The organism is Arenibacter sp. F20364 (genome assembly GCF_023015905.1).
Classification (GTDB): Bacteria; Bacteroidota; Bacteroidia; order Flavobacteriales; family Flavobacteriaceae; genus Arenibacter.
This window is the reverse complement of record NZ_JALKBD010000010.1, coordinates 20402-45991: the sequence shown is the minus strand read 5'-3', so window position 1 is coordinate 45991 and position 25590 is coordinate 20402. Positions and strand designations below refer to the sequence as shown.

General features: G+C 39.4%; 21 protein-coding genes. 15 read left to right on the top strand and 6 right to left on the bottom strand.

Annotation, left to right across the window (positions count from 1 at the left end; all coding sequences use genetic code 11):
• Positions 1–90: 90 nt before the first annotated feature.
• Both MWU84_RS10090 and MWU84_RS10085 read left to right on the top strand, forming a co-directional pair.
• Positions 91–747 (top strand): hypothetical protein, encoded by a 657-nt coding sequence (locus tag MWU84_RS10090; protein ID WP_246901270.1) that lies wholly within the window; start codon positions 91–93, stop codon positions 745–747.
• Positions 728–1735 (top strand): 2-hydroxyacid dehydrogenase, encoded by a 1008-nt coding sequence (locus MWU84_RS10085; protein WP_246901269.1) that lies wholly within the window; start codon positions 728–730, stop codon positions 1733–1735. The genes MWU84_RS10090 and MWU84_RS10085 overlap by 20 nt, the downstream gene beginning before the upstream one ends.
• Here the strand turns inward: MWU84_RS10085 and cls are convergent.
• The 4 genes from cls to MWU84_RS10065 all read right to left on the bottom strand — a co-directional run bounded on the left by cls (position 1730) and on the right by MWU84_RS10065 (position 5618).
• Positions 1730–3142: a cardiolipin synthase gene (gene cls / locus MWU84_RS10080; protein WP_246901267.1), complete on the bottom strand. Its 1413-nt coding sequence runs from the start codon at positions 3140–3142 to the stop codon at positions 1730–1732. The genes MWU84_RS10085 and cls overlap by 6 nt on opposite strands.
• 211 nt (positions 3143–3353) lie before the next feature.
• Positions 3354–3905 carry a hypothetical protein gene (locus MWU84_RS10075; RefSeq protein ID WP_246901265.1) on the bottom strand — a complete coding sequence of 184 codons (552 nt, stop codon included), beginning with the start codon at positions 3903–3905 and terminating at the stop codon, positions 3354–3356.
• A 285-nt stretch (positions 3906–4190) separates the two neighbouring features.
• On the bottom strand, positions 4191–4736 hold the full coding sequence (locus MWU84_RS10070) for a hypothetical protein (protein WP_246901262.1): 546 nt from the start codon (positions 4734–4736) through the stop codon (positions 4191–4193).
• Positions 4737–4982: 246 nt separating this feature from the next.
• Positions 4983–5618: an NAD(P)H-dependent oxidoreductase gene (locus tag MWU84_RS10065; protein WP_246901258.1), complete on the bottom strand. Its 636-nt coding sequence runs from the start codon at positions 5616–5618 to the stop codon at positions 4983–4985.
• Positions 5619–5711: 93 nt separating this feature from the next.
• Between MWU84_RS10065 and MWU84_RS10060 the strand changes: the two genes are divergently transcribed.
• The 9 genes from MWU84_RS10060 (at position 5712) to MWU84_RS10020 (ending at position 16711) form a co-directional block, all read left to right on the top strand.
• Positions 5712–6623 (top strand): LysR family transcriptional regulator, encoded by a 912-nt coding sequence (locus MWU84_RS10060; RefSeq protein WP_246901255.1) that lies wholly within the window; start codon positions 5712–5714, stop codon positions 6621–6623.
• Between the two features lie 138 nt (positions 6624–6761).
• Positions 6762–8174, top strand: coding sequence for an alkaline phosphatase D family protein (locus MWU84_RS10055; RefSeq protein ID WP_246901253.1), 1413 nt, complete (start codon positions 6762–6764; stop codon positions 8172–8174).
• Between the two features lie 39 nt (positions 8175–8213).
• Positions 8214–9107, top strand: coding sequence for a TIM barrel protein (locus MWU84_RS10050; RefSeq protein ID WP_246901250.1), 894 nt, complete (start codon positions 8214–8216; stop codon positions 9105–9107).
• 293 nt (positions 9108–9400) lie between these two features.
• Positions 9401–10684 carry a mechanosensitive ion channel domain-containing protein gene (locus MWU84_RS10045; RefSeq protein WP_246901249.1) on the top strand — a complete coding sequence of 428 codons (1284 nt, stop codon included), beginning with the start codon at positions 9401–9403 and terminating at the stop codon, positions 10682–10684.
• Between the two features lie 53 nt (positions 10685–10737).
• A complete protein-coding gene (locus tag MWU84_RS10040; RefSeq protein ID WP_246901248.1) occupies positions 10738–11343 on the top strand; it encodes an NAD(P)H-dependent oxidoreductase in 606 nt (201 codons plus the stop codon).
• Entirely contained in the window at positions 11340–13226 is a 1887-nt protein-coding gene (locus MWU84_RS10035; protein ID WP_246901247.1) for a monovalent cation:proton antiporter-2 (CPA2) family protein, read from the top strand. Before MWU84_RS10040 ends, MWU84_RS10035 begins: the two co-directional genes overlap by 4 nt.
• Positions 13227–13912: 686 nt before the next feature.
• Entirely contained in the window at positions 13913–15013 is a 1101-nt protein-coding gene (locus MWU84_RS10030; protein WP_246901245.1) for a Re/Si-specific NAD(P)(+) transhydrogenase subunit alpha, read from the top strand.
• Between the two features lie 10 nt (positions 15014–15023).
• Entirely contained in the window at positions 15024–15332 is a 309-nt protein-coding gene (locus tag MWU84_RS10025; protein ID WP_246901243.1) for an NAD(P) transhydrogenase subunit alpha, read from the top strand.
• Positions 15332–16711, top strand: a complete 1380-nt coding sequence (locus MWU84_RS10020; RefSeq protein WP_246901241.1) for an NAD(P)(+) transhydrogenase (Re/Si-specific) subunit beta — start codon at positions 15332–15334, stop codon at positions 16709–16711. The genes MWU84_RS10025 and MWU84_RS10020 overlap by 1 nt, the downstream gene beginning before the upstream one ends.
• Before the next feature lie 258 nt (positions 16712–16969).
• Here the strand turns inward: MWU84_RS10020 and MWU84_RS10015 are convergent, their stop codons facing one another.
• Positions 16970–17428, bottom strand: a complete 459-nt coding sequence (locus MWU84_RS10015) for an Lrp/AsnC family transcriptional regulator (RefSeq protein WP_246901239.1) — start codon at positions 17426–17428, stop codon at positions 16970–16972.
• Between the two features lie 1632 nt (positions 17429–19060).
• Between MWU84_RS10015 and MWU84_RS10010 the strand changes: the two genes are divergently transcribed.
• The 4 genes from MWU84_RS10010 to MWU84_RS09995 all read left to right on the top strand — a co-directional run bounded on the left by MWU84_RS10010 (position 19061) and on the right by MWU84_RS09995 (position 25037).
• Complete coding sequence (locus MWU84_RS10010; protein WP_246901236.1) at positions 19061–21997, top strand: TonB-dependent receptor; 2937 nt, start codon at positions 19061–19063, stop codon at positions 21995–21997.
• Between the two features lie 26 nt (positions 21998–22023).
• Positions 22024–22524: a hypothetical protein gene (locus MWU84_RS10005; RefSeq protein ID WP_246901233.1), complete on the top strand. Its 501-nt coding sequence runs from the start codon at positions 22024–22026 to the stop codon at positions 22522–22524.
• 34 nt (positions 22525–22558) lie between these two features.
• Positions 22559–23752, top strand: a complete 1194-nt coding sequence (locus MWU84_RS10000) for a histidinol-phosphate transaminase (protein WP_246901229.1) — start codon at positions 22559–22561, stop codon at positions 23750–23752.
• Positions 23753–23879: 127 nt separating this feature from the next.
• Positions 23880–25037: a permease gene (locus tag MWU84_RS09995; RefSeq protein ID WP_246901225.1), complete on the top strand. Its 1158-nt coding sequence runs from the start codon at positions 23880–23882 to the stop codon at positions 25035–25037.
• 162 nt (positions 25038–25199) lie between these two features.
• On the opposite strand, the gene MWU84_RS09990 is transcribed toward MWU84_RS09995, so the two are convergent.
• A complete protein-coding gene (locus MWU84_RS09990; protein ID WP_246901223.1) occupies positions 25200–25556 on the bottom strand; it encodes a hypothetical protein in 357 nt (118 codons plus the stop codon).
• Positions 25557–25590: the final 34 nt, after the last annotated feature.

Here is a 25590-nt window from a genome sequence, read left to right as displayed (position 1 = left end):
GTCATGAGCATCAAAATTTGTCCAATGAATAAACCCTGTTTATAATCTATAGGGAGAAATCCAAAAACCATTATTACAAAAGCCTATACCATGAAAAAAGTATTAATTCTATTCGCAATATTACTAACAGGGTGTTCCTCGACAAGTTTGGTAGAAAATTGGAAAAACCCAGATATTGTGCTGTTCCATGCCAATAAGGTTTTGATAGTGGGTATGACACAAAATGACGAAGCTCGGACAGAATTCGAGACCACCCTACAAAAGGAGTTTAGCAAAAGGAATGTAGAAGCCATGCGTAGCTTGGATGTTTTTGACGTCTCCTTTACCGATTCCCGAAAAACCGAAAAAGAACTGGACGACGTGGAACAAAGTCTGTTGGACAAGGGTTTTGACGCAATTCTATTCACCAAGGTCACCGGTTCCGAGGATAGGGAAAGTTTTCTTAAATCCATTTCCAGATGGAACAATTACCAAGGCAGATTTAATGATGATTATTTAAGTCACCAAGACATTTATTATGATCAGGGTTACTACGACAAATTCACGGTCTACAGCGCCGAGACTACACTTTACTGTATTTGTGAGGGCAAGGAAAGGTCCATGATATGGAGAGGAAGCATTGACATCACCGATCCGGATAACATCCAAAAAACCATAAAGGATTATATAAAACTTGTTGTAATGGCCATGGAAGACCAAGATTTAATATTTAACAAAGAAGAAAAAAATGAAGTTACTGGTCTATAGCGCTAAAGATTTTGAAGTCCCTTTTTTGATCAATGCCAATAAAAATATTCATACGGTAAGCTATACAAAAGATGCCCTGAATGCCGAAACGGCCATTCAGGCTGTTGGTTATAAGGCAGTTTCCATATTTTCCGGCGATGATGCCTCCTCTGTGGTCTTGGAAAAGTTATCGGATTTGGGGGTGCGTTATATAAGCCTACGTTCAGCAGGGTATAACAATGTTCATTTAAGAACGGCGCAAAAATATGGACTAAAGGTAGCTAATGTCCCTGACTATTCCCCCTACTCGATTGCAGAACATGCCGTTGCACAATTACTGGCGCTTAACCGAAAGATTACATTGGCAGATAGACAGGTACACTCCTACAACTTTCTTCAAAATAACCTTATGGGCTTCGATTTGAACGGTAAGACCGTAGGTATTATTGGAACTGGTAGGATTGGAAGTGTTATGGCCAAGATCATGCACGGTTTTGGTTGCAGGATTTTGGCCAACGACCTTAAACCAGATTACAGACTAGTTCCGTTATATGATCTTACTTACACGTCCGTGGATCAAATATGTCAGGAATCGGACATCATAAGTCTTCACATACCGCTTACCCAAGAGAACTTTTATTTGATAAACAAACAAAAACTTGCCTTGATGAAACCTGGGGTTATTTTGATAAACACGGCAAGAGGAGCCTTGGTGGAGACCAAAGAATTGATCGCCGCTTTGGAGAGGAATTCGATCGGAGGCTACTGCACAGATGTTTACGAAAAGGAAAAAGGGTCGTTCTTTAAGGATAATTCTGCGGATGGGATAAAGGATGGGCAATTAAAAAAATTATTATCCTTTCCCAATGTGCTGCTTACACCCCACCAAGGGTTTATAACCAAAGAAGCCTTGACCAATATTGCTGAAATTACTTTTGAGAACCTAAATAGTTGGGAAGAAGGAAAACCGTGCAAGAACGAATTGAGTCTTGAAACGATCAATTCATAACAACGGACTAAATACTTTTCCAAAACCTTCTTTTAGTTTTTCTCCCCAAGGTCTTTTTATATGATCTTCATAGTCCAGCTTTCTACTGGAATAGGCATCCTTAAGAAAATCTTCCTTCAACAAGTTTGCAAAATCGGCATCATAAACAATTGCGTTTACTTCATAGTTCTGTTCAAAACTTCTATCATCCAAATTGGCAGTACCTATGGTCGCAATGGCATCATCACTGACAATGATTTTGCTATGCAAAAATCCGTCAGGAAATAAATAGATTTTTATACCGGATTTTAGAAGGGGTTCAAAATAAGAACGAACACTCCAACTTACTATTTTATTGTCCGCATTCTCGGACACCATCAAGCGTATATCCACGCCTCCCAATGCTGCTGTCTGTAGCGCCTGCATAATGGCCTGTCCTGGAATTACATAGGGATTGGTAATATACAGGTAATTTTTAGCCTTATTGATCATTGCAAAGTAGGTCTGCTCCAAGGAAGGAAAGTCGTCATCAGGTCCACCGGAAACGATCTGCACAAGTTTAGATGCACTTTTTTTTGTGGCACCCTCATCCGGATGTAAGGGCTGCACAGAAATTGTCTTTTGACAAACTAGATACCAATCCATTGCAAATACAAAATCCAAATGACTCGCTGCAGTACCTTCAAGCTTTAAGTGCATATCGTGCCAGTTGCCCAGTGCCACATCGCCTTTCAAGTATTTATCGGATACGTTTATTCCTCCGGTAAATGCCACTTTGCCATCTACCACAATGATCTTTCTATGGTTTCTATAATTTAGGGAGGAAAAAAAACGCCCGAACTTGAACGGTAAAAATGGAAATACCTCCACACCAATGCTCATTAATTTTTTCAAATAGGCCTTACTCAATGAAAAGCTGCCTATACCGTCATAGATCATTCTTATCTCCACCCCTTGTGCAACTTTACGTTCAAAAAGTTCCAATAATTTTTGAGCTAGTTCCCCATCTTCAAAAATGTAGTATTGCAGATGTATGCGGTACTGAGCGTTTTCCAAAGCTTCAAAAATAGATTCGAAGGTCGTTTTGCCATCTTTCAACAGGTGGAGTTCATTTCTGTCCGTTGGCGGGAAATGTGAATTTCGGTATACCAAGGTCATAAGTTTTTGGTACTTCCCGCTCATAGACGCCATGTGCTGCATTGAGGGTTCCGGCAAGTTTAAAAAAGCCTTCTTTTTTAATTTCAACAACTTATTTTTTCTACGATTCCTTCCAAGAAGAAGATAAAGGAACATACCACCCACGGGAAGGGTGAAAATGGCCAGAAGCCAAGCTAAACTTTTTGAGGGCTTGGCGCCATGCAAAAGGATACTTATTATAATGGCTAATGCAATAAGAATATAAAGACTAAGAAAAATAGCATTCCACATGTTGCCTTGTTAATTATTTGACTAGGATAAGTGCAATTAACAAAGTTCGGGAATTGTTGTGTTTTAACTATGATAATTATCAGCTATTGATAAAACCCTTAAGACAAAATATCTATGTCTTGAGGGTTTTTTTGCTGTTTTTAGTATTTAGTCCCAATCTCTTGGGAAACCGGTCTTGTCTACAAAAAAAGAGCTCTTTGGTCTATAAGGCTTAGGAGTGCGCCAACTTGCCCGTCACAACACCTGGAACTTTAAAAAGTTGTCCAATGGTCTTAAAAATTCCATTTGCTTTAAAGGGCTCAAAATCGAATCGGAGAATAGCCTCCGGTGACTCCTCCCCTTTTATGGTCAGTCCGTCCACAATCTCAAAATTCAGGAATTTAATTCCGTCGGCACGTTCTACAAAACGATCACTATAGATAATTCTACTCCCAGTTTTGGCAAGATAGAATCTGAATGCATTATAGGTGCCAGGTTCCAAGTCAAGAACACTTTTAGATTTTAGAAAAAGACCAGTATGCATACCTTTAACGGGTATGGAAGCCTGACCTGGGAAGTCTGCAATAAAGTGCTCCTGTCCATTGGCATCCATAGCAGAAAACTTAATGATGTTCAAATCCATTTCGGACACTTTCATATCGGTGGCATAGATATTCCGCAATACCAAATCCTTTATACATTTACCATCAGAATCCAATAGATACCTATCGGATAGCAGAGGAACCACTTGCCAAGTCTTGGGATAAAAATTCATTTTTTTCATAACGAAGTAATTAAAGAATACACTTACAAATTTATTGGTAGGTGTACTTTAATGAAACAGCAGGATTTTCCAATTTATATGCTATTTTAACTTCAGATCGAAAATAAACCTTAAAAAATGTTAATTTATGGGATATGTAAGTTAATCCCGTTTAGGAGCCGTGCTATGATTACCCAAGGTGTTGCAGTGGGTAATTACAGAATTTCATACAAGGTGTATTAATAATTAAGTCAGCTTTTGGGCTTGTGCTATTAAACTTCATGGCCTACCTAAGTTACCGCCCTTCTAAAAAGTAATATTTACAAACGGAAGTATAGGGCTGGTATATACACTTTCATCTTTCTTGTACAGCAGATTGTACTTAGCCCCTAGGGATATTTTTTCGTTAATATTCCAACCTAGACCAACGAAGAGTGCAGAGTCCCAATAATCATCGGTAACTTGACCTGTGGAGGTCTCTGTTTTGGTATTCACCTTGAGCTGTGCGAATTCTAACAAGGTAGTCAGTTGCCTGATCGGTCTATACTGGGTTATGATGTTGGCCCCGAAAGTTGTGGTATTCTGCAAATCCTTGATTGAAGTATAACTGCCCTGGATTCCACCACCGAGACTCACCTTATCGCTTACTTCATATATTAAATTGGGTGCTAAACTAATGTTGGTCCCCCCAACAAAGCTCAAGCCAAACCCTAAACCGAATTTTAATCTATTTTCTGTTTTGGAAGTACTATCCACAACCGCAATATCCGTAGTCTGGCAAAATACATTTTCACTGGATATGAACACTACAATAACCGTAGCCACGGTTAAAAAGAATCTATTTAATTTCATAATAGGCATGTTAATGGTTGGCTATATTTTAAAGCTTTTTTTGCTTATTCAAGATATGGCTTTTTTTAACATTATTCAATATTTATTTTGCCCGCAATTAAAGCAAGAGGTTCCTTTTTAGTACATTTCCCTAAAATTTAATGGGTTTGACCAAGTCATTGCATGTAATCCTAATGGAATTTCCCTATCGGTTGAAGTGGACCAAAGCTATAGTTATTGTGTAAGCCTAAGGATTTTGTCTTGACATTAGCCGGCATTTATTAACCCAGCAGAACAATCTTCCAAAATAAACCTGTTCTCCGTTTGGCTCAAGAAATCCCTATAATCTTTCAACTCCTTTTCAACATCTGCATTTTTCTCCATATCGTGAAAGTGATGGGTCGCAAGTCTTTCCAATCCGGCAAAGGCATTCATTCTATGAAATCCAAACATTACCCCATCATCGACGGATGTCTCATTAAAGAACTCCCCTTCCAAGGTAAATGCCTCCTTTGGTGCATTCCAGCTTGTGGTTAAAATATACTTTTTACCTTTTAAAAGTCCACCGGTACCGTAATTAATGGCCGGATTCTTACTACTTCTTCCATCACTGTGGTAAATACCATTTTGGTGTCCTTCCGTAAAAACCTCGTCAATATACTTTTTAAAGCCAAAAGGCAATTGAAACCACCAAATAGGGGTATGGTATATAATTAAATCTGCCCATTTAAACTTTTCCACTTCCACTTTGGAATCGTAATTGTCCCCTACCCGTGTAAATTTTACAGCGTACCCTTCCAAGGATTGGAAGTGCGCAATAGTTGTGTTGAACAAAGTCTCATTAAACCTGCCACCTGAATGCGCAAATGGGTGTCCCCCATTAATAATAAATATCTTTTTCATGCTTACTATTTTAATTATGGTGTAAAATTAAAAGGAAAACATGTATATTAAAAATAATACAAATTATACCTTTGTATCAAAATTATAATAGTTATGGTGAATTTGGAATGGTATAGGACCTTTAAAGAGATCTATGAAAACGGAACCTTAACAAAGGCTTCCGTAGCCTTATATGCTTCGCAACCCGGAGTAAGTGTTCATTTAAATGCCCTGGAAGCCTATGTGGGCAAAAAACTTTTTGAACGTACCTCCAGGAAAATGATCCCTACCGAGGAAGGCAAATTTCTCTACGAGTACATTATAGACCCTATTAATGTATTGGAGATAGCGGAACAGCATTTTAAAAAAACTACCCAGGAGAAAAATCCTTCATTACATATTGGCATGTGTTCTGAAACCTTTCAAATGATCATAGAGCCAGAAGTACCAAAATTAGAATTCGATCTAGTGGCAAAATTTGGAAACCATATGGACTTGATAATAGACTTGAACAATGGTATATTGGATTTGGTAATAACTCCCAAAAAACAAACCAACAAAACTACTTTGGTCAACTACACTCCTTTTTCCAAGGAAAGTATTGTATTGGTTGCCGGAAAACGAACAGACACCTTCAAAATAGAAGATCGGCTAAAAAAAGGAGACCTACAGACCCTGGAACAAGAGCTTTTACAACACAGATGGTATAGTGCTTCCAATGAAATGGAACACTTCAGGAAATTTTGGTATAATAACTTTAACAAACGTCCCAATTTTAAGCCTAATTACATCTTGCCAAGTATAAATTCGATCATCAGGTGTTTAAGCAATGAAAATGGATTGGCTTTGGTTCCCGATTTTCTTTGTAAGGAGGCCATTGCTTACAATGAGATTAAATTGGTCTGGGAAGGTAACACCCCTACCGAAAACACCCTCTATTTTGCCTCTAGGACCGACTTAAAATACAAAAAGGAATTGGCTATTCTACAGGACATATTTATATCCAAAATGAAACCAGCCCAATAAGAATATAAAATTTCCGGACCTATTCCTCCAACAAACATTGGATAAGCAAGGGAAGCTCTTGTACACTACGGTGGTTTGAATAAATAACATATATTTGGTTTAAACAGTTACAGATAACTATCAAAAGAAACAATCACCGTGAAAAACCGTTTAATTCTATTTCTTGGGACTTTTATTGTTCTGACCTACGCTATACAAGCCCAAAATATTGACCAAGTATACTTCACCAATGGCTTTAAGATAGGAGAATTAACCGATTCCTCTGCCATACTGTGGACCAGATTGTGCCTATCCGAAAAACCCATACCTATAAAACATCAACAGAAAGGGGCTCCCTTTAGAAGCCCTATCGATTTTGACAATGATATGCCGGTAAATCAAATGGACGGGGCCGTGGAGGGTACCTTCGGGCAGATCAGCATTGAGGTCCGTTCTAAAGACACGGTATTGACTACCCCATGGGAATATGTTTCGGAGTATAAAGACTTCACTTTTAAACATAAGATTACAGGGCTAAAATCCAATACAGTCTACGATGTAACTATAAGGGGCAGAAAGGGAAGTGAAACTCCCATTTCCGAAGTAAATGGAAGTTTTACTACAGCACCTATGGCTAATGAGGTAGCACCCGTACTTTTTACCTCTTCCACCTGTCAATACTTTTGGTCCTATGACGATCCTCAACGGGGATTTAAGATATACGACAATATGCTAAAATTAAACCCCTTGTTTCATTGTCAGACGGGAGATTACGTTTATTACGACAAACCCGGACCCATGGCTTACAATTTGGAATTGGCCAGACATAAATGGCACGCCATTAATTCCTGGCCCTCTTTGAACAATTTCTACAACAATACTCCCCTTTACTTACAAAAGGACGACCACGATCTGTTAAAGGACGATGCCATGCCCACCTCCTCCCCTTTTGGTGAACTGAGTTTTGAGGATGGCCTGTTAATCTGGAACGAACAAGCTCCGATCATGGAGAAATCCTACAGGACCTTTAGATGGGGCCAGGATCTTCAAATTTGGATGGTAGAAGGTAGGGATTACAGAAGTGACAATAAAGCTCCTGACGGAGCAGACAAAAGTATTTGGGGGAAGGAGCAGATAGAGTGGTTTAAACAAACGGTGGAAGCCTCGGATGCCACTTTTAAAATACTAAGCTCGCCCACCCCCGTGGTAGGTCCGGATAGGGCCAAAGGCAAAATTGACAACCACTCCAATGTTTCCTTTAAGACGGAGGGTGATTGGTTGCGCAAATATTTATCCGATCAAAAAATGTTCGTAATCAATGGGGATAGGCATTGGCAATACGTTTCCGTTGATCCGGAAACAGGCTTAATGGAGTTTAGTCAGGGGCCATCCAGCAATTCCCATGCCCAAGGCTGGGATCCGAACGATAAACGTCCGGAGCACAAGTTCCTTAGGGTAGAAGGAGGTTTTTTGGCCGTAAAAATACATCGGGAAAGGAATACTCCTATTATTGAGTTTATACATTATGATGTTGATGGCAATATTATGAACAAGGAAACCATAACAAGGTAATTTTTAATTAACTTCAACCTTATTTTAAAAAAAAATTACATGAACCGAAGAGATTTTATGGGTAGTACAGCAGTCCTAGGTGCCTCAGCGCTATTGCCGCTAAGCTCATTCTCCATATGGGAACGACCAAAATATAAAATGGGTTATCAACTTTTTTCGGTGCGAACCGATATGGCCAAAAATCCCCTTGCTACCATTAAGGCCTTAAAGGAAATGGGCTATGAGGACTTCGAATTCTATGGCTTTGATGCAGACAAGGGCCTTATTTATGGCTATACCCCTTCTGAACTGAAGAAAATTTTGGACGACCTAGAATTATCAATAACTAGTGGACATTACGGTTTTTCGTCCTATTTGGAAAAACCGGAGGAGGACTTAAACGTTTTTGTGGATAAATGCATTATAGCGGCTAAGGCCCTGGACAGTAATTATATCACTTGGCCTTATTTAGCCCCAGAGCAGCGGACCTTGGATAATTTCAAAATAATGTCGCATAAACTAAACTTAATAGGGGAACAGGTAAACTCTGCAGGATTGGGCTTTGCCTATCACAATCACGGTTTCGAATTTGAAGATTATGGAGGTAAAACTGGATTCGACATCATTTTAAAGGAAACGGATGCTTCTTTGGTGAAACTTCAGATGGATATGTACTGGGTGATGCACTCCTCGGAATTAACCCCAAAGGAACTTATTAAGAAACAACCTGGGCGCTATGTAATGTGGCATATCAAGGACATGGATAAAATTAGTAGGGACTATTCTGAATTGGGCAATGGGTCCATTGATTATAAATCAATTCTTCCAGACCCTAAAAAATCGGGACTGGAGTACTATTATTTGGAACAAGGGGGAAATTTCAAAACCAGTCCTATGCAAAGTGCGGCGGATAGCGCCGCATATTTTAAAAAGCACTTGCGGCAATATTTGTAGTTCTTACTTATAAGATCATATTGTTTTGATCATTTTAATTGAAACAACTATCCTTATAATTGTACAATAACACCTATGCCCTGCGACAGTGGCCGTTGGGAACTATACTTATAATTCGCGCCAAGAAGCTATCTTACCCCGGTCCTAATTGCGGAATATTTTGAGCACTTATTGTTAGTGGAATTCATCAAGAATTAAATCAGTGGGGCACAAACCATACTTTTTACATATCTACTGCCACAACTGAGCCTCAATCCTTATTTTTGCCTAGTACTATTAATTGAATCCTGGTCATGAACAACGGTTTAAGACGATTACTTTACAATTACCTCATCCAAAATGGTGTGGAAGTTAATGCAGCTGCCTATCTAAATGCTCTAATACTTTTCATAGCAATTGTTTTAGTAGCCGTATTATTGGATTACGCCATCTGGAAAGTATTGCGTTTTTTATCTGTGCGGTTTGCTCGTAAGTCAAAGACCAATTTTGACGATTTTTTAGTGTTCAATAAGGTACCTAGATATATGGCGCATATTATACCCCTTATGTTATTGTACAGGTATCTTCCCTTGGCCTTCCTCGATTTTGAAAATACAGAGGGCATTATATTAAAGGCCATTGAAATTCTTGCGGTAATCTTGGTGCTGGTATTGATAAGAAGCCTTCTCCGAAGCATTAAAGATTACTTAAAGACCTTGCCCCATATGAAGGACAAGCCCTTGGATAGCTATATTCAGGTATTCATGATATTCGCTTGGATCGGGGGTATCCTAACCCTTTTTGCGGTATTAACGGACACCACCATATGGAAATTCTTTACCGCCCTGGGTGCCGCTTCTGCGGTAATCCTTTTGATATTTAAAGATACCATATTGGGCCTTGTAGCCAGCATTCAAGTAAGTATCAACGATATGGTCCGGATTGGGGATTGGGTAACCTTTGAAAAATTTGGGGCCGACGGCAATGTTACCGAAATTTCCCTTGCTACGGTAAAGGTCCAGAATTTTGACAAGACCATTACTACCATCCCTACCTATTCGCTTATTTCGGATTCGTTTAAAAACTGGCGGGGCATGCAGGCCTCCGGAGGTAGGCGTATAAAACGCGCAATACTCATAAAACAAAAAAGCATCAAATTTCTCACCCCAGAAAATATTGAAACATTAAAAGGTATACAGATAATCTCCAAATATCTGGAAACTAGAAATACCAGTATCGATACTTATAACAAAGAACACGATATTGACAAACAAATGGCCCTAAACGGAAGAAACTTGACCAATATTGGCGTTTTTCGGAAATATGTGGAAACGTACTTAAAGAACCATTCCGCTGTTAACCAGACGATGACCCTAATGACCCGGCACCTACCCCCTACACCTCAAGGAATACCTCTGGAAATCTATGCCTTTAGTAGTGATAAACGTTGGGAAAATTATGAGTATATCATGGCCGATATTTTCGATCATCTTCTGGCGGCTATTCCCTATTTTGAATTGGAGGTATTTGAATTGCCAACCTCTTTAAACGACGGTTTGGACCAAATGAACATTGGAGAGAAAGACCAAATTAATTAGATATGGATTGGAAAAGGGTCCTTGGTCCCAAGGTTTTCCATTAAATTAATAGTATGAAACGAATATTAATTTTGTTTGCACATCCTAAATTTGAACAATCCAGAGCCAACAAAGCCTTGGTTAAAATGATCGAAAATAAAGAGGGTGTTACCTTTCACGACCTTTACGAAAGGTATCCTGATTTTAACATAGACATCATTAGTGAAAAAAAACTTTTGGCCAAACATGATGTTATTGTTTGGCACCATCCCTTTTATTGGTACAGTTGCCCCCCCTTACTGAAACAATGGATGGATGTTGTTCTGGAATTTGGATGGGCTTACGGACCAAACGGAAAGGCGCTACATTCCAAAAAATGTTTAAATGTCATCACTACCGGAGGAACTAGGGCGGTGTATTGCTCCGAAGGTAGCAACCAATACTCCGTCAACGAATTTTTGCGTCCCTTTGAGCAAACTGCCAAGCTCTGTGGAATGGAATATCTTCCTCCTTTTACGGTAATGGGAACGCATAACCTCTCCGATCAAGAGCTGGAAAAGTATACCTTCCAATACCAAAAATTAATATGTGAATTACAGGAACACCTTCCTTTTGGTGAGATTAAAAACTGTGAATTTTTGAACGATACACCCCAACTAAATAAAGTAGTCTCAAAATGAGCGGTAGCATCCTTTTTGCAGCAATAGTTTTTTTGGCCGGTGCCATTATTTGTGTCCCCATAGCCAAAAGGTTCGGACTAAGTTCTGTTCTGGGGTATCTTTTGGCCGGGATATTAATTGGCCCCTATATTTTAGGTTTTGTTGGCGATGAAGGTCAAGACATACTTCACTTTGCCGAATTTGGGGTGGTCATGATGCTTTTTCTGATAGGTCTGGAGATAGAACCTAAGAGCTTTTGGCAAATGAGGAAAACCATTATTGGCATGGGCGGGGCCCAAGTGCTGGGAACCATGATAGTTTCCTACCTGCTATTCACCTATATTGGATTTGATTGGAAAGTTTCCCTGATAATTTCCATGGCAGTATCCCTCTCCTCCACCGCCATTACCTTACAGACCATTAAGGAAAATGGATTGATGAATACCACCTATGGTGCCTCTTCATTTTCCATTCTTCTTTTTCAGGATATTATAGTTATCGTAATGTTGGCGATCATCCCCTTGTTAACCGATACGCAAAAGACTGCTATTGATGACAACCATGCGGATCATATCTATTTACTTGAAAATTTACCCCTGGGGTTTCAGGCCTTGGCCATTTTTCTATCGGTAGTGACAGTGGTTGTTGCCGGGCGGTATTTTTTTGTTCCCATGTTGCAGCTGGTAGCCAAAACCAGGCTCAGGGAATTGTTGTCCGCCTCCGCCCTACTTATTGTAATCGCCCTTGCATATCTTATGGAATTGGTTGGACTTAGCCCGGCACTAGGGGCTTTTTTAGGAGGTGTGGTATTGGCTACCAGTGAATTTAAACATGAACTGGAAAGCAATTTGGAACCTTTTAAAGGCCTTTTGTTGGGCTTGTTCTTCATGGCGGTCGGTGCTTCCATTAATTTTATTGTAATTGGGGACAACCCCTTAATGATTAGTGGGTTGGTAGTCGCCGTAATTGTTGTAAAGGCCCTAATACTGTTCTTGGTCGCAGCCATTTTTAAGCTCAAGGCCGATCAAAGACTGCTCCTAACTATAGGACTGGCCCAAATTGGGGAGTTTGCTTTTGTACTACTTTCTTTTGCCTATCAATTGAATATTCTGGATAGGGTAGAGTTGGATATGATGTTGGTTGTAACGGCACTTACCATGACCCTTACACCCATACTTGGAATAATAAATGAACGATTGATCCTACCGAGGGTTGGAACCAAAAAAGCAGAAGCAAGACAGGTAGATCATATAGCCAAGACCCACAAAGTTATTTTGATAGGATTTGGCCACTTTGGAAGTGCAGTAGGAAGGTTTCTCAGATCTTACGGTATTGAAGCCACCATTTTGGATAACGATTCCAACAGGGTAGATCTTCTTAGGAAAATGGGTTTTGAAGTATATTATGGAGATGCCACCCGCCTGGATCTTTTGGAATCGGCCGGTATAGCAGAGGCAAAAATTTTAATATCCGCTATTGACAATAGCGATAACGTAATTCATCTTACAAAAATGGTCAAAGAAAAATATCCAAACGTCAAACTAATGTTACGTGCAAAAAATAGATATGATGCCTATGATTTGTTAAACATGGGTGTTGAAGATGTGTACAGAGAATCTTTGGAAACCTCTGTTAAAATGGCTGGTGATGCTTTGAACCATTTGGGATTTAGAAAATACACCATTTACAGACAGGCCCAAAAATTTATTCAATATGATGAGGAAGGCCTGAGACGAATGGCCGATAAGCCAACTACCACTGACGAATATATTTTTAAGGCTAGGGAAGAGATCAGACAGCAGGAAGAGCAGTTGGAGAAAGATCTAAAAAGAGGAATTATTGAATTTGATAATCATTGGGATAGTGAACAGATGAGAGCGGCCCACAAAGTTCCTAAACAGTAATAAGGAAGTTATTTATCCTTAAAAGATCTATAACAGCTTTAAAATATCCAATTTGAACATTTGAAAACAGTCATTGGACGGCTAATTCTCTTTCCACATTGCATTGCCAATTCTGAATGTTAGCTCGGAATTAAATTGTACTTTTCGAACTATGACTCTTAAATTAATAATTTCCTATAGAGAGCTGCATTTCCAAAATGTTGATCTTAGAAATATTGAAAGCTAATTATCAGATTCGGACAATGTGCTAATGTTCATTAAAATAGCTTATAAATAAATCATAGACCACTATGCCCAAAATAATTCTCCTAAGCCTAACGACCACAAGACACCCCTAGACAGATTACCAAAGGAACTAAAAGTGAAACATACCACTATATTTTAATGGTGTTATAGCCCATGTGCCGACACAGCAGGATACTTTAAATAAAAATCATGCCTAACATTGAACTATGGATAGGCCAAAATAGATATCGATAAAGGAAACCAAAACTAAAAATCACATTAAACACAGTAATCTATTGGCTTCATAGACTAATTGTAAAATATTAAACAATTAACATAAAAAATGTAATCTTTCTTATAAAAGAGTCCATCTATTTTGTTAATTCTCTAGTTTTGCGACTTTTCAATGATTTGAACCGACAAGTTAAATTACATCATAAATAACCAAACCATTAACTAAAATGAAAATTGGCATATTAAAAGAAACCTTGGATGGTGAAAGGCGCGTCGCCATTACACCTAACATTGCAAAACAATTAATTGCCTCAGGATTTGAAATTCTTGTAGAGGAAGGTGCCGGGGAGTATTCTTCTTTTAAGGATTCAGATTATACAAATGTTGAGGTAACCGTTGAAAAAAGAGGGGTAGTTTTTCATGAAGCCGAGATACTCTTAAAAATTAATCCCTTTGACGAAGAGGATTTAAAACTGGTAGATGAAGGCCAGGTTTTGATCAGTAAATTATATCATAAGTCGAACCCAGAACTTATACAGGCCATTGCCAAAAAAGGGGTTACCGCATTTTCCATGGATGCCATCCCCAGGATATCAAGAGCCCAGGATATGGATGTGTTGAGTTCGCAAAACAATCTTGCAGGTTATAAAGCCGTAATTTTAGGGGCTTTTGAAATGACCAAAATATTTCCTTTGATGATGACATCGGCAGGGACCATTGCTCCTTCAAGGGTATTGATATATGGTATTGGCGTTGCGGGTCTACAAGCCATAGCCACTGCCAAAAGATTGGGGGCAATAGTAGAGGCTACGGATATAAGATCTGAAACCAAGGAACAAGCAGAATCCTTGGGGGCTAAATTTATTTCGGTGGACAACGAGGGAGAGAAATCAGAAGGTGGGTATGCCAAAGAAGCCTCGGCAGATTATGTAAAAAGACAAAAGGAAGCCGTTAATAAGTCCTTGTTTCAAGCAGACCTAGTAATCACCACGGCCAATATTCCCGGTAGAAAAGCACCAATATTAATTACCGAAGAACAAGTTTTACAGATGAAAAATGGCGCTGTCATCATTGATTTGGCTGCCGCCCAAGGTGGAAATTGCGAAGTTAGCCAGATCAATAAAACCATTGTAAAAAATGGTGTCAAGGTAATTGGTACCAGTATAGATCCAAGGAGCGTTTCCACCAATGCCAGTGATCTGTACGCTAAAAATATCTACAATTATATTAAGCATCTAACGGAAGGAACCAGTTTTAAATGGGATCTGGAGGAGGAAATTACCAATGAAACCTTGATCGTCCAAAATGGAACTATTAGAAAAAACTAAAAAATAAGCCATGAATGAGTTTTTGGAATTTATAGAGAATAACCTACAGATAACCTACATCCTTATCCTTGCCATATTTGTTGGGGTAGAGGTTATAAAGAGCATACCAGCAGTATTGCACACTCCATTGATGTCCGGAGCTAATGCCCTGAGCGGTGTGGTAATTGTCGGAGCTATTTTGGTGATGTTGCACGCTGATCCTACCGACTATCTGGCCCTAACATTGGGGTTTATTGCCGTGGTCTTGGGGGTTTTAAATGTAGTTGGTGGCTTTGCGGTTACTGACAGGATGCTACAAATGTTTAAAAGAAAAAAATAATGGGAATTTTACTGAATATTATATATCTCATCGCGACTATTACATTTATAGTCGGGCTAAAAATGTTGGGCCACCCAGAAACCGCAAAAAAAGGTAATCTAATTGCGGCTGCCGGAATGGGACTGGCCATTGTGGGAACTGTTTTTGTTCATGAATTGGAGATTTCACCAATTATTTATACCCTAATTGGGCTTGCCATTCTTGTAGGGTCCGTCATTGGCTGGTTCATCGCTATAAAGGTAGAAATGACAAAGATGCCAGAATTGGTTTCATTGTTCAATGGCTTCGGAGGTGCCAGTGCAGCATTGATAGGATTGGTGGAATACAGTAAAAATATAAACGACACCACCCAGTCCACTACTATAGTTTCTGGAATTATAATCGGGGCAATAACTTTTTCAGGCAGTTTAATTGCTTGGGGCAAACTGAACGGTTCTCTAAAAAGTGTGGTAAGGATCCCCTATTACAACCTCGTTAACAACATCTTTATCATTGGAATCGTGCTTTTTGCGATGTTTATGGTTGCCACTAACGTAGATAGTCAGCTATTGTTATATACACTATTGGCTACCGGCCTTATCTATGGAATTCTATTTGTTCTCCCCATTGGAGGCGCGGATATGCCTGTAGTTATTTCTTTGTTGAACTCATTGACCGGTATTGCCGCCGCTATTACTGGAATTTTATATAATAATATGGTAATGCTAGTAGGGGGCATATTGGTAGGTTCAGCAGGTATTATTCTAACGGTAGCTATGTGCAAGGCGATGAACAGAACTTTGGGGTCAGTTATTTTTGGAGCTTTTGGAGGAGCTGCATCAACCGAAGGGGAGAACAAGGCCTTAGGTTCCATAAAGAGTACCAACCCTAGCGATGCAGCCATTATGATGAACTACGCAAACAATGTGGTTATTGTTCCCGGCTATGGTCTGGCAGTTGCACAGGCACAGCATGTAATTCATGAGTTGGAAGGGCTGTTGGCAAAAAAAGGAGTAAATGTAAAATATGCCATACATCCCGTGGCAGGCCGTATGCCGGGCCATATGAACGTGTTATTGGCCGAGTCCAATGTAGAATACAATATGTTGGTTGAAATGGAAGATATTAATCCCCAGTTTAGCAACACGGATATAGTATTGGTTGTTGGGGCCAATGATGTTGTTAACCCCGCTGCACACAATAATCCGGCCAGTCCCATTTACGGTATGCCAATTTTGGACGTGGAAAATGCCAAACACATCATCGTAAACAAACGCAGTATGAACGCTGGTTATGCAGGAATAGAGAACGAATTGTTCTATAATTCAAAAACCTCTATGCTTTTCGGTGATGCAAAGGCCGCGTTGACAGACTTGGTAGCCGAATTGAAAAATATGTGATCCTCCTGTTAGGAATAAGGCATAATTGAATGGGGAGATATTTGGTGGTATCCCGGCAAGGATCAAATGCTTTGGCAGAGGTTCTAGAATTAAGGAGACAAATGGCATTATGCGCTGTGGCATGACCTTGACCATTTTGAAGAAGCTCTTACTCCGGGACGGGGCACTAAACAGGAAACCCCGCCAAAAAGGCGAGGTTCCTTCCAATATTGAATTTTAATCTACCTAGCTTTTAAAATAAGGGTCCTATAATAAAAATCACTCAAAAGAAATATGTCTGCTCATATTTTCCTCTACGGACATAAAGGATTCTACTCCCTTTATCCCGTCAATGGTCAATATAGTGTCCTGGTAGATATCGCGGTAGTGCATGCTATCCTTGGCGTGCATCTTTAAAAAAATGTCGTACTTACCCGTACTGTGGTGAATTTTGACCACCTCAGGTACTTTTCGCAAGGCATCTATGACCTGTTTGTACATAAAACTCTCGCGGAGATAAACACCTAGAAAAATGGTCATTTTCCATCCAATTTTACTGTAGTCCAGATCTAGGGTCGCCCCTTTTATTAGCCCTAGGTTTATCATTTTTTTTGTTCTCGCATGAACGGTACCAGGGGAAATACCCGCTTTTTTAGCTACCTCCGTATAAGGCATCTGTGCATTGTCTGCCAGTAAACTTAAAATTTTGAAATCCATTTCATCTATTCTGTCTTTCATATTGCTCAATTTTAGAATGTCAAGACCATTAAAAATTTGTCATTTATAGAACATCAGCTGCAGAATACTGTGTTTTATTCTGATAAATAATGATTTCAGTAAATTTAATTCATCATTTAATGAAAAACACTAATAATATGATAATAAAAAGATGTCAAAATAATTTTATGTCATTTTTCAGAAGTAGGATTTTTCATATTGCTAAAAACTGCCCTTTCAAATTTTTGTTCATCTCTAAGGCCTTATTTTATTTAAATACAAAATCTGACACATTATTAATAATAAATGAAGACTATTACTTATATGACAAATAAAGTACATGATAATTGCAAAAAACATGGGTATTATTAACAATAGACCTTTTCTTTACATCCTTTTACCTTGTCCGTGGTATCCTTGCCTATAATCACCAAATTGTTGTAAACATGGAGCATTTGGAATCATTTCTATACCTAATACAAGGGCTGGGCCTTTTGTTCAAATTAAGAATTCCACAACCTACGACCCAAGTCCAAGAATTTTAATAAAGACTTCTCCGTTATATGTTCCTTTATCCATAATATGGACAAAAACAAAAAAGAACCATACACTTCTACCTTTAGTGGTTATGTCAGAATCCCATGCACCCATTCCACAAAAATTGACACCTTATATATAATAGGTATACATTTACCAATTATGCATAATTGAGATTTATTCTTATCCATGTGCAACTTTGTGATCCTATATTGAACAAATAGCACGATCATTTTGTCAGTTTAAATACTTTTAGACTTCTTTGGAACGGCTATAGCCGCATTCCAGAAATGGAACCATTGTTATTACCCCTTTAAAAATATCAGAATTATGAAACGCTATAGGTATAACTGATTTCCCTGCTGTTGACCGGGTACAGTAGGTCGCCTTATGCCGGTTACCCACTTATAAGGAGAAACTATATACTCACCTATCGATAGGTCTTATCCTATAAATCTATATTACGACTTGGATATGGTATCAATCACTATTCATCCAGTCTGCCCTAACCCCGCTTAAACATTATAACCGTAAAGACAACCCTTCCAATATCCACTTTTTAACATTTTGGCACTTTTTGGATTATAAAAAGCATATTAGTCAGTTTTTATCAAAAAACACATTGAAAAATATTCAATAAAATCCTTTTTATGGTTAATTTGAGTGAATTTAAATTAGCATTTGTTAAAAAACACTAATAATATGACAAGTAAAATGGTATTTTATTGATTTTAACTCATTATTCATAAGAGGCTTTTTATCATACTGATAAAAATGATTTATTTACATAATTGATCATATTGACAGCTTTTGTTCTTTTAAATTTAAAAAGCTGTCATTTCAATAGAAAATGAACAATAAAATACTGATATGGTCAATTTTACCCGTATAACTACTTATAATTCAGTGTTTTAGAAAGCTATCAAAATTTTATTTATCCTAATGTATCGTTAAATTTGTAAAGTCATTTAACAACAATCATAGTTGTTTTTTGATGGTTAAGTATCCGGAACTTTCCTTTTATCAAGTGTACTATTGATTTTTCCATGGCCATGGAAACGATTGAAATTGGTATGCCAAAAAACATTGTTTACTAACTACCTTAAACTATTGTATATGAAGAAAGCTCTAATACTATCACTCGCACTATTTAGTATGCTAGCGATGAACGCCCAACAAATAACTGTATCTGGAAAAGTTACAGATGAAGTCGGTACCCCCCTACCAGGCGTGAATGTAGTAATCAAGGGTACCTCTAAAGGAAGTATATCGGATTTTGACGGAAATTTTTCCATTGATGCCGAATCCGACGCAGTCTTATTATTATCATCATTGGGTTATGCCAATAAGGAAATTCTTATAGGTGGTAGAACCAACATTACCGTAACCCTTCCCGAAGCTGCCGAGATGTTAACGGAAACTATAGTTATTGGCTCTAGAAGTAAAGGTAGGACCAAATTAGAAACTACCGCCCCCGTAGATGTTATCAGTATTAAGGAACAGGCTATTAATATGCCTCAAATGGACTTGGCGCAAATGCTGGTTGCTTCAGCACCCTCATTTAGTGCCTTTCGCTCCCAGGGTGGCGACCTTTCATCAGCGGTTGACCCCCCTACTCTCCGAGGCCTTGCTCCGAACCAAATGTTGGTGCTCGTAAATGGCAAGAGAAGACATACTTCTGCTCTATTGGCGGGTTCACAAACTGGATCCGCGGCAAACGCCACCGATATGAGCTTCATTGTCCCTGATGCCATTGATAGGGTTGAAATTTTAAGGGATGGTGCTTCGGCTCAATACGGTTCCGATGCCATTGCCGGTGTAATGAACGTAGTATTAAAAAAAGGTACTGGAGAGTTTACCGGAAATTTTACTGTGGGCGGCTTCCCAAATTCCGCCCCAGATCTTAGCGGCACGGATGTCAGTGAAGAAAATCAGGCATTATTACAGGACACAGAACCAGATGGCATCAACTATCAATTGGCAGGAAATTATGGAATCTCCTTTGAAGAGGGTGGCTACTTGAACCTTACAGGATTGTACCGCCAGGCGGAAGCAACGCTACGCGCCAACGTAAGTAATGCCAGTCCATATGGAGATGCATACTTAAACAACGAGCGTACCGATGCCCAAGGGAATATTATCATAACCAACCCAGAATTGTTAGCGGCACAGGCGGCTGGCAATACAGCACTTGCTGATGAGCTTAGAACCGACGCCGGACTTTCAGCGGCAAGAGGCCTTACAGCCTTGGATTTCTCTAGCTATGCAGGTACAGCAGCATCCAATCTTGGTGTAGTGGCCTACAATATGGAATTACCCATAAATGAAGAACTTGATTTTTATTCTTTTGGTGATTTTGGTTACAAATACGTTTCCGGATACAGCTGCTTTTACCGTAGAGCTGCACAGGCCGACCGTGCCAACTTTGATCTTTATCCCAATGGATTTAGACCGCAAATTGCCAGTACCCAAACCAACATAGCATTTACAGGTGGAATAGAAGGTACCCTTGGCGATTTAAATTTTGATTTCAGCAACACCTTTGGAAGAAACAAAATGAAGTATGACATGTTCAATACTTTCAACGCAAGCTTGCAATCGGAATCCCCAACAACAATGGAATTGGGAACACATAGCTTTTACCAAAACACCACCAATTTTGATGTGTCAAAATATTTTGATGATGTACTAAATGGACTTAACGTTGCGATTGGAGTGGAATTAAGGGTAGAAAACTACCAAATTGAGGCAGGACAGCCAGAAAGTTACGCTATTGGTGACGCAGGAATCTATACTGCAACCACGGATAACGAAGCATTGTTAGGCCCAGATGGTTTTCCTATGGAAGACCTTAACTCCGAACCTATAGTAAATGCGGATGGAAGTCCAGTAATACTTCCATATGGTGAGGCCAGCACTAATATAAATAAGTTCTACAGCCCCAACTGCCAGTGTTTTAGAGGTTTCGCACCTGAGAATGAAGCCAACGAATTTCGTTCTGTAACGGCGGCCTATTTGGACGCTGAGCTTGATATTACCGAAAAATGGTTGCTTACTGGTGCCCTACGTACCGAGAACTACTCAGATTTTGGTGATGTATTTACCGGTAAAGTGGCTACAAGATACTCCATCTTGGATAACTTTGCAGTAAGGGGATCTTATAGCACGGGCTTTAGAGCTCCTTCCCTTCAGGAATTGAACTACTCCCACACATTTACATTCTTTGTAGGTCTTGATCCTTTTGATGGTACACTTTATCCCAACACAAGTAGTGCGGCAAGAGCCATTGGTATTGAAGCTTTAAAACAAGAACAATCCACCAATTTAAGTTTAGGATTTACTACCCGTCTTTTCAACAAAATAGACCTTACAGTAGATGCTTATAAAATCGACATCAAGGATCGAATTTTCGAAACCGATAATTTCAATGCTAGCGAAGCCCCTGCCTTGGCGCCCATTATTGGTTCCGGATTGGCAAGTTTTAGAATTAATGGCGGAGACATTAGCACCAAGGGTGTAGAAATTGTTGCTAACTACAGAGAGAAAGTTGGAGAAGGAATGTTGGGCCTAACACTCTCTGGAGTGTTTCGCGAAAACACCTTTGAAGGTGCAAGTGTTCCTGACCTAAATACCGTATTGACCCAAGAGGAATTGGAAGACAAATATGTAAACCGTTCTTCCATAGGTCAATTTGAAACCGGAACACCAAATACAACTTTTATTGGCTCTGCTACCTATTCCTTCGGAAAATGGTCAGGTATGCTTAAAGGATCTTATTTCGGTGAGGTAACCTCCTTGGACAACACTTTCCGTACCTTAAATGATGGCACCGAAGGATATTCCGATCAAACCTTCTCTGCTCAATTTGTTACCGATATAGGGATCACTTACAACTTTACGGATAAGCTTGCCTTGACCGTTGGAGGTAATAACATATTTAATAATTACCCAGATATTTTAAGAGCGGAAGAAAGAGGGTTTTACCTCTACTCCAACTATCAGCAAGGTTCCAATGGAGCATATTATTTCGCAAGACTGAGCTTTGGATTCTAATCTGTTAATGCTATAAAAATAAAAATATGACACATACATCTATAAAAATACTTAGTTTGATATTTCTTGTTTTCTTCACCGCTTCCTGTGAGCAAGAAATGCCAGAAGCGGCATTGGAAGTCGCCGAAGGTGGAGGAACATTAAGATTCTTCACCGCATATAACATCGATGCTGCCGACCCCAGTGGTTCCAATGTTTATGGACGCATAGTTTTTTGGAAAGGTACCCTAGACAGAACACTTGTTCAGGTTTCACTCTACAATACTATTGAAGGCCAACAACACCCGGCTCTCATCCTAGATGGTGCTGCAGGTGTAGGAACAACAACACTGCTAACCCTGGACACCGTTTCCGGAGATACTGGTGAGCTTGATGACAATAAATTTTACGTCATCAGCGACACTTCCTTTTATGACGGACTCCCGGATCTGGATGCACACATCAACATCTACCTGAGCGATACCGACAATACGGTAGTAGCCTCCGGAAATATCGGTGCAAATGCCGAACCAGTAGAAAGTAATTAAACATTAAACTCTTAAACTTAAAATCGATAACATTATGAAAACATTAGACAGAAGAGCATGGTTAAAAAGAGGTGCCTTGACAGCCGCCGGTGCAATGGTAATGCCTCACTTGAGCTTTGGTATCTCAGAGATGCCCAAAGCCCCTTTAGCGCTGGACGCCCAGGGGAATGCCATTTACACTCCGTTTTTTAAGGAATTTTTACCAGACTTTAGTCGTGAAATGCCGGTTTTGGAAGCAAAATTGAATGCGAACGAAAATCCTTATGGTCCATCGCCAAAGGCAATTTCGGCCTTACAGAAGGTAGCCTTTAAAGGCAATCGCTATGCCTGGTATGAACTTTTTGACCTAATGGGAAAAATAGCTACGCTAGAAGGTGTGGACATCAAGAACATTATGATGGGGCCCGGATCATCCGATCTATTGGAAAAAACAGCCATGGTCCTTTTTGCCAACGGTGGTAACGTTGTTTCTGCTGATCCCACTTATATGTCTTTGATTCGCGTTGCAGAGGCCACAGGGGCATCCTGGAAGGCCGTTCCCTGTAAGGCAGATTGGTCCCATGACCTTAAAGCCATGGAAGCTGCCATTGACGCAGATACAAAATTGGTATATATCTGTAACCCAAACAATCCTACAGGAGCCATGACCGACGCTGCTGAATTGGTGGATTTCTGTTCAAGGGTTTCCGAAAAAGTCCCTGTTTTTGTGGATGAGGCCTATATGGGCTTTTTAGAGGATGGTGCCAAACAAAGTATGGTATCGCTTATAAATGAAGGTAAGGACGTTATAATAGCCCGTACATTCTCAAAAATACACGGTATGGCCGGCCTAAGGGTAGGATATATTGTGGCACAGGAATCGACCTTGGCAAAACTTGAAAAAGTAACCCGTGGTGGTATGGGCATTGCCTACACCTCCATTTTTGCGGCAACTGCCAGTATGGATGATGTTGCCTTCCAGGATAAATCCAGAAAGTTGAACGCAGAGTGTCGCGAATATGTATACCAGAGTTTGGATAAAATGGGCTTTGAGTACATCCCGTCGTCTACAAGCTTTATAATCTTCCCGATAGAAATGGAGGGAAAGGCTTTCCTAGAAAAAATGACTGCCCAAAAAGTAGGCGTACGCGCTTTCGAGATCATGGGCAAGAATTGGTGCCGTGTAAGTATGGGTACCATGGAAGAGATGAAGCTTTTTACGAAAGCTTTGGAGAAAGTATTGGTTTAAGTTGAGTTGGCCCACGAGTTGGATCAATAGCGGGATTGTCACGATCCTGCTATGATCCAATCTCGGATGGGCTTTATTTCTTGCCAAAATATCCAAACGGAATATCAAATTATTAAGAATTTATGACATGAATTATGCATTACAAAAAACGTTAGAACTCCTATTGATCATAGGTCTGGGACTCTTGCTGCAAAAAAAGGTGGCTAAGAACGACCTGAAAGGGATAAAGACCTTGATACTGAGCGTAGCCTTACCAGCTACGATTTTTGTGGCCCTATTAAAAATAGAATTGAAGGGGTCATTATTAATTTTCCCCCTTATGGCCTTGGTATTCAATTTTATAATGGCCATAACCACTAAGTACGTCTTGACCTCGTCCCTTCCAAAAAATGAAGGAGCAAAAAAAAGAACTTTGACAATGCTTCTCCCCTCTTTGGCACCTGGCCTGTCCTGCTTTCCTTTTATCATAGTCTACTTGGGCGATGAATATTTGGCACTAGCAGCCTTGGCAGATGTTGGTAACAAAATCTTTGTCCTTATTCTTTTGTACATGTTAGGGATGCACTGGTATCACGCCAGGGCCATAAAAGACTTGGTTGCCTCTACTTCCAGCAAGTTAAAAGGCCTGTTTATTTCAATGCTCAACGAACCTATTAATTTGGTTATTATTATAGCTTTGGTATTACTAGGGTTTGGCCTTAGTCTAAGCTCCTTCCCAGATTTCCTGGAGAATACCATTGTTAAAATGAGCTTGATTATGACACCCTTGGTACTCCTTTTTATTGGGATGGCGGTACGTATAAAATTTAGCGAATTCGGCTTTATCTTTTCACTTTTGATGAGACGCGCCGGTATCACCTTTTTACTATCTGCCATATTTGTATTCCTATTTCCGGCACTTGGGGCCTCCATGATTCTATTTATTGTGGTATTCCCACAGAGTGCCTGTAGTTTTTGGCCCTTTGCCCATATGAGTGCTGTAAGCACATTGGAAGAAAAGGACGGGCAGAAAAAACCTACCTTCGATATTAATTTTGCAGTTAATATCCTGGCCTGTTCATTGCCTTTTTCCACAATTTTGATTATTAGTATTTTTTCCTTTAGCGAATTTTTTGTGAATCCTCTGGTGTTACTGATAGCTGGACTTATCATGACGGGTATTACCTATGTTCCCTTTTTGATCAATAAATTGAAAGGGATCAAGAGTAACAAAACCGAGGAATCCGTTAATTACAACACCTTTTTTGGAATAAATACCAATGCACATTCAACGGATAATAATTAATGACTGTTTAAGTATTAATATATGCATTGCAAAGCCCAATAAAATAACAACATAAGACTAGGGCACCAAAAAAAGTAACTTTTAATAAATATTGTAGTTCCCAGTAACAAAAAAGGCCACTGAAGTATATTCAGTGGCCTTTAGATTTTAAGGTGTATCAATTTACAGGATACTTCCTTTCTTACTCACCTCTAAAGGAATGCGATAAACTACTCCCTGCGTAAAGGTTCCTTTTGAAACTTTTTGGAAATCGATACTATTGCGAATATAGGTCTCCAAAGCTTTATTTTCAGTTTTAACGCTTAAAACTCGTAAATAATCCCCATTGTCCAATGCAACACGCACTTCCGCCGTGGCTCCCCTAATCTCATCCGGAATCATATTATCACTTAACATTTGGAAAATTTGGGTCGTAACCGCTTTCGCTGCTTTGGCCTCGCCTTTTTGGAAATCGGTAGCAAATACTTGAACCACGTTCAGTAACATTGCAGCCATCAAGATAAATATTGACTTTTTCATTATTCAAAGATTTTTTAGAATTATTTTTTATTTC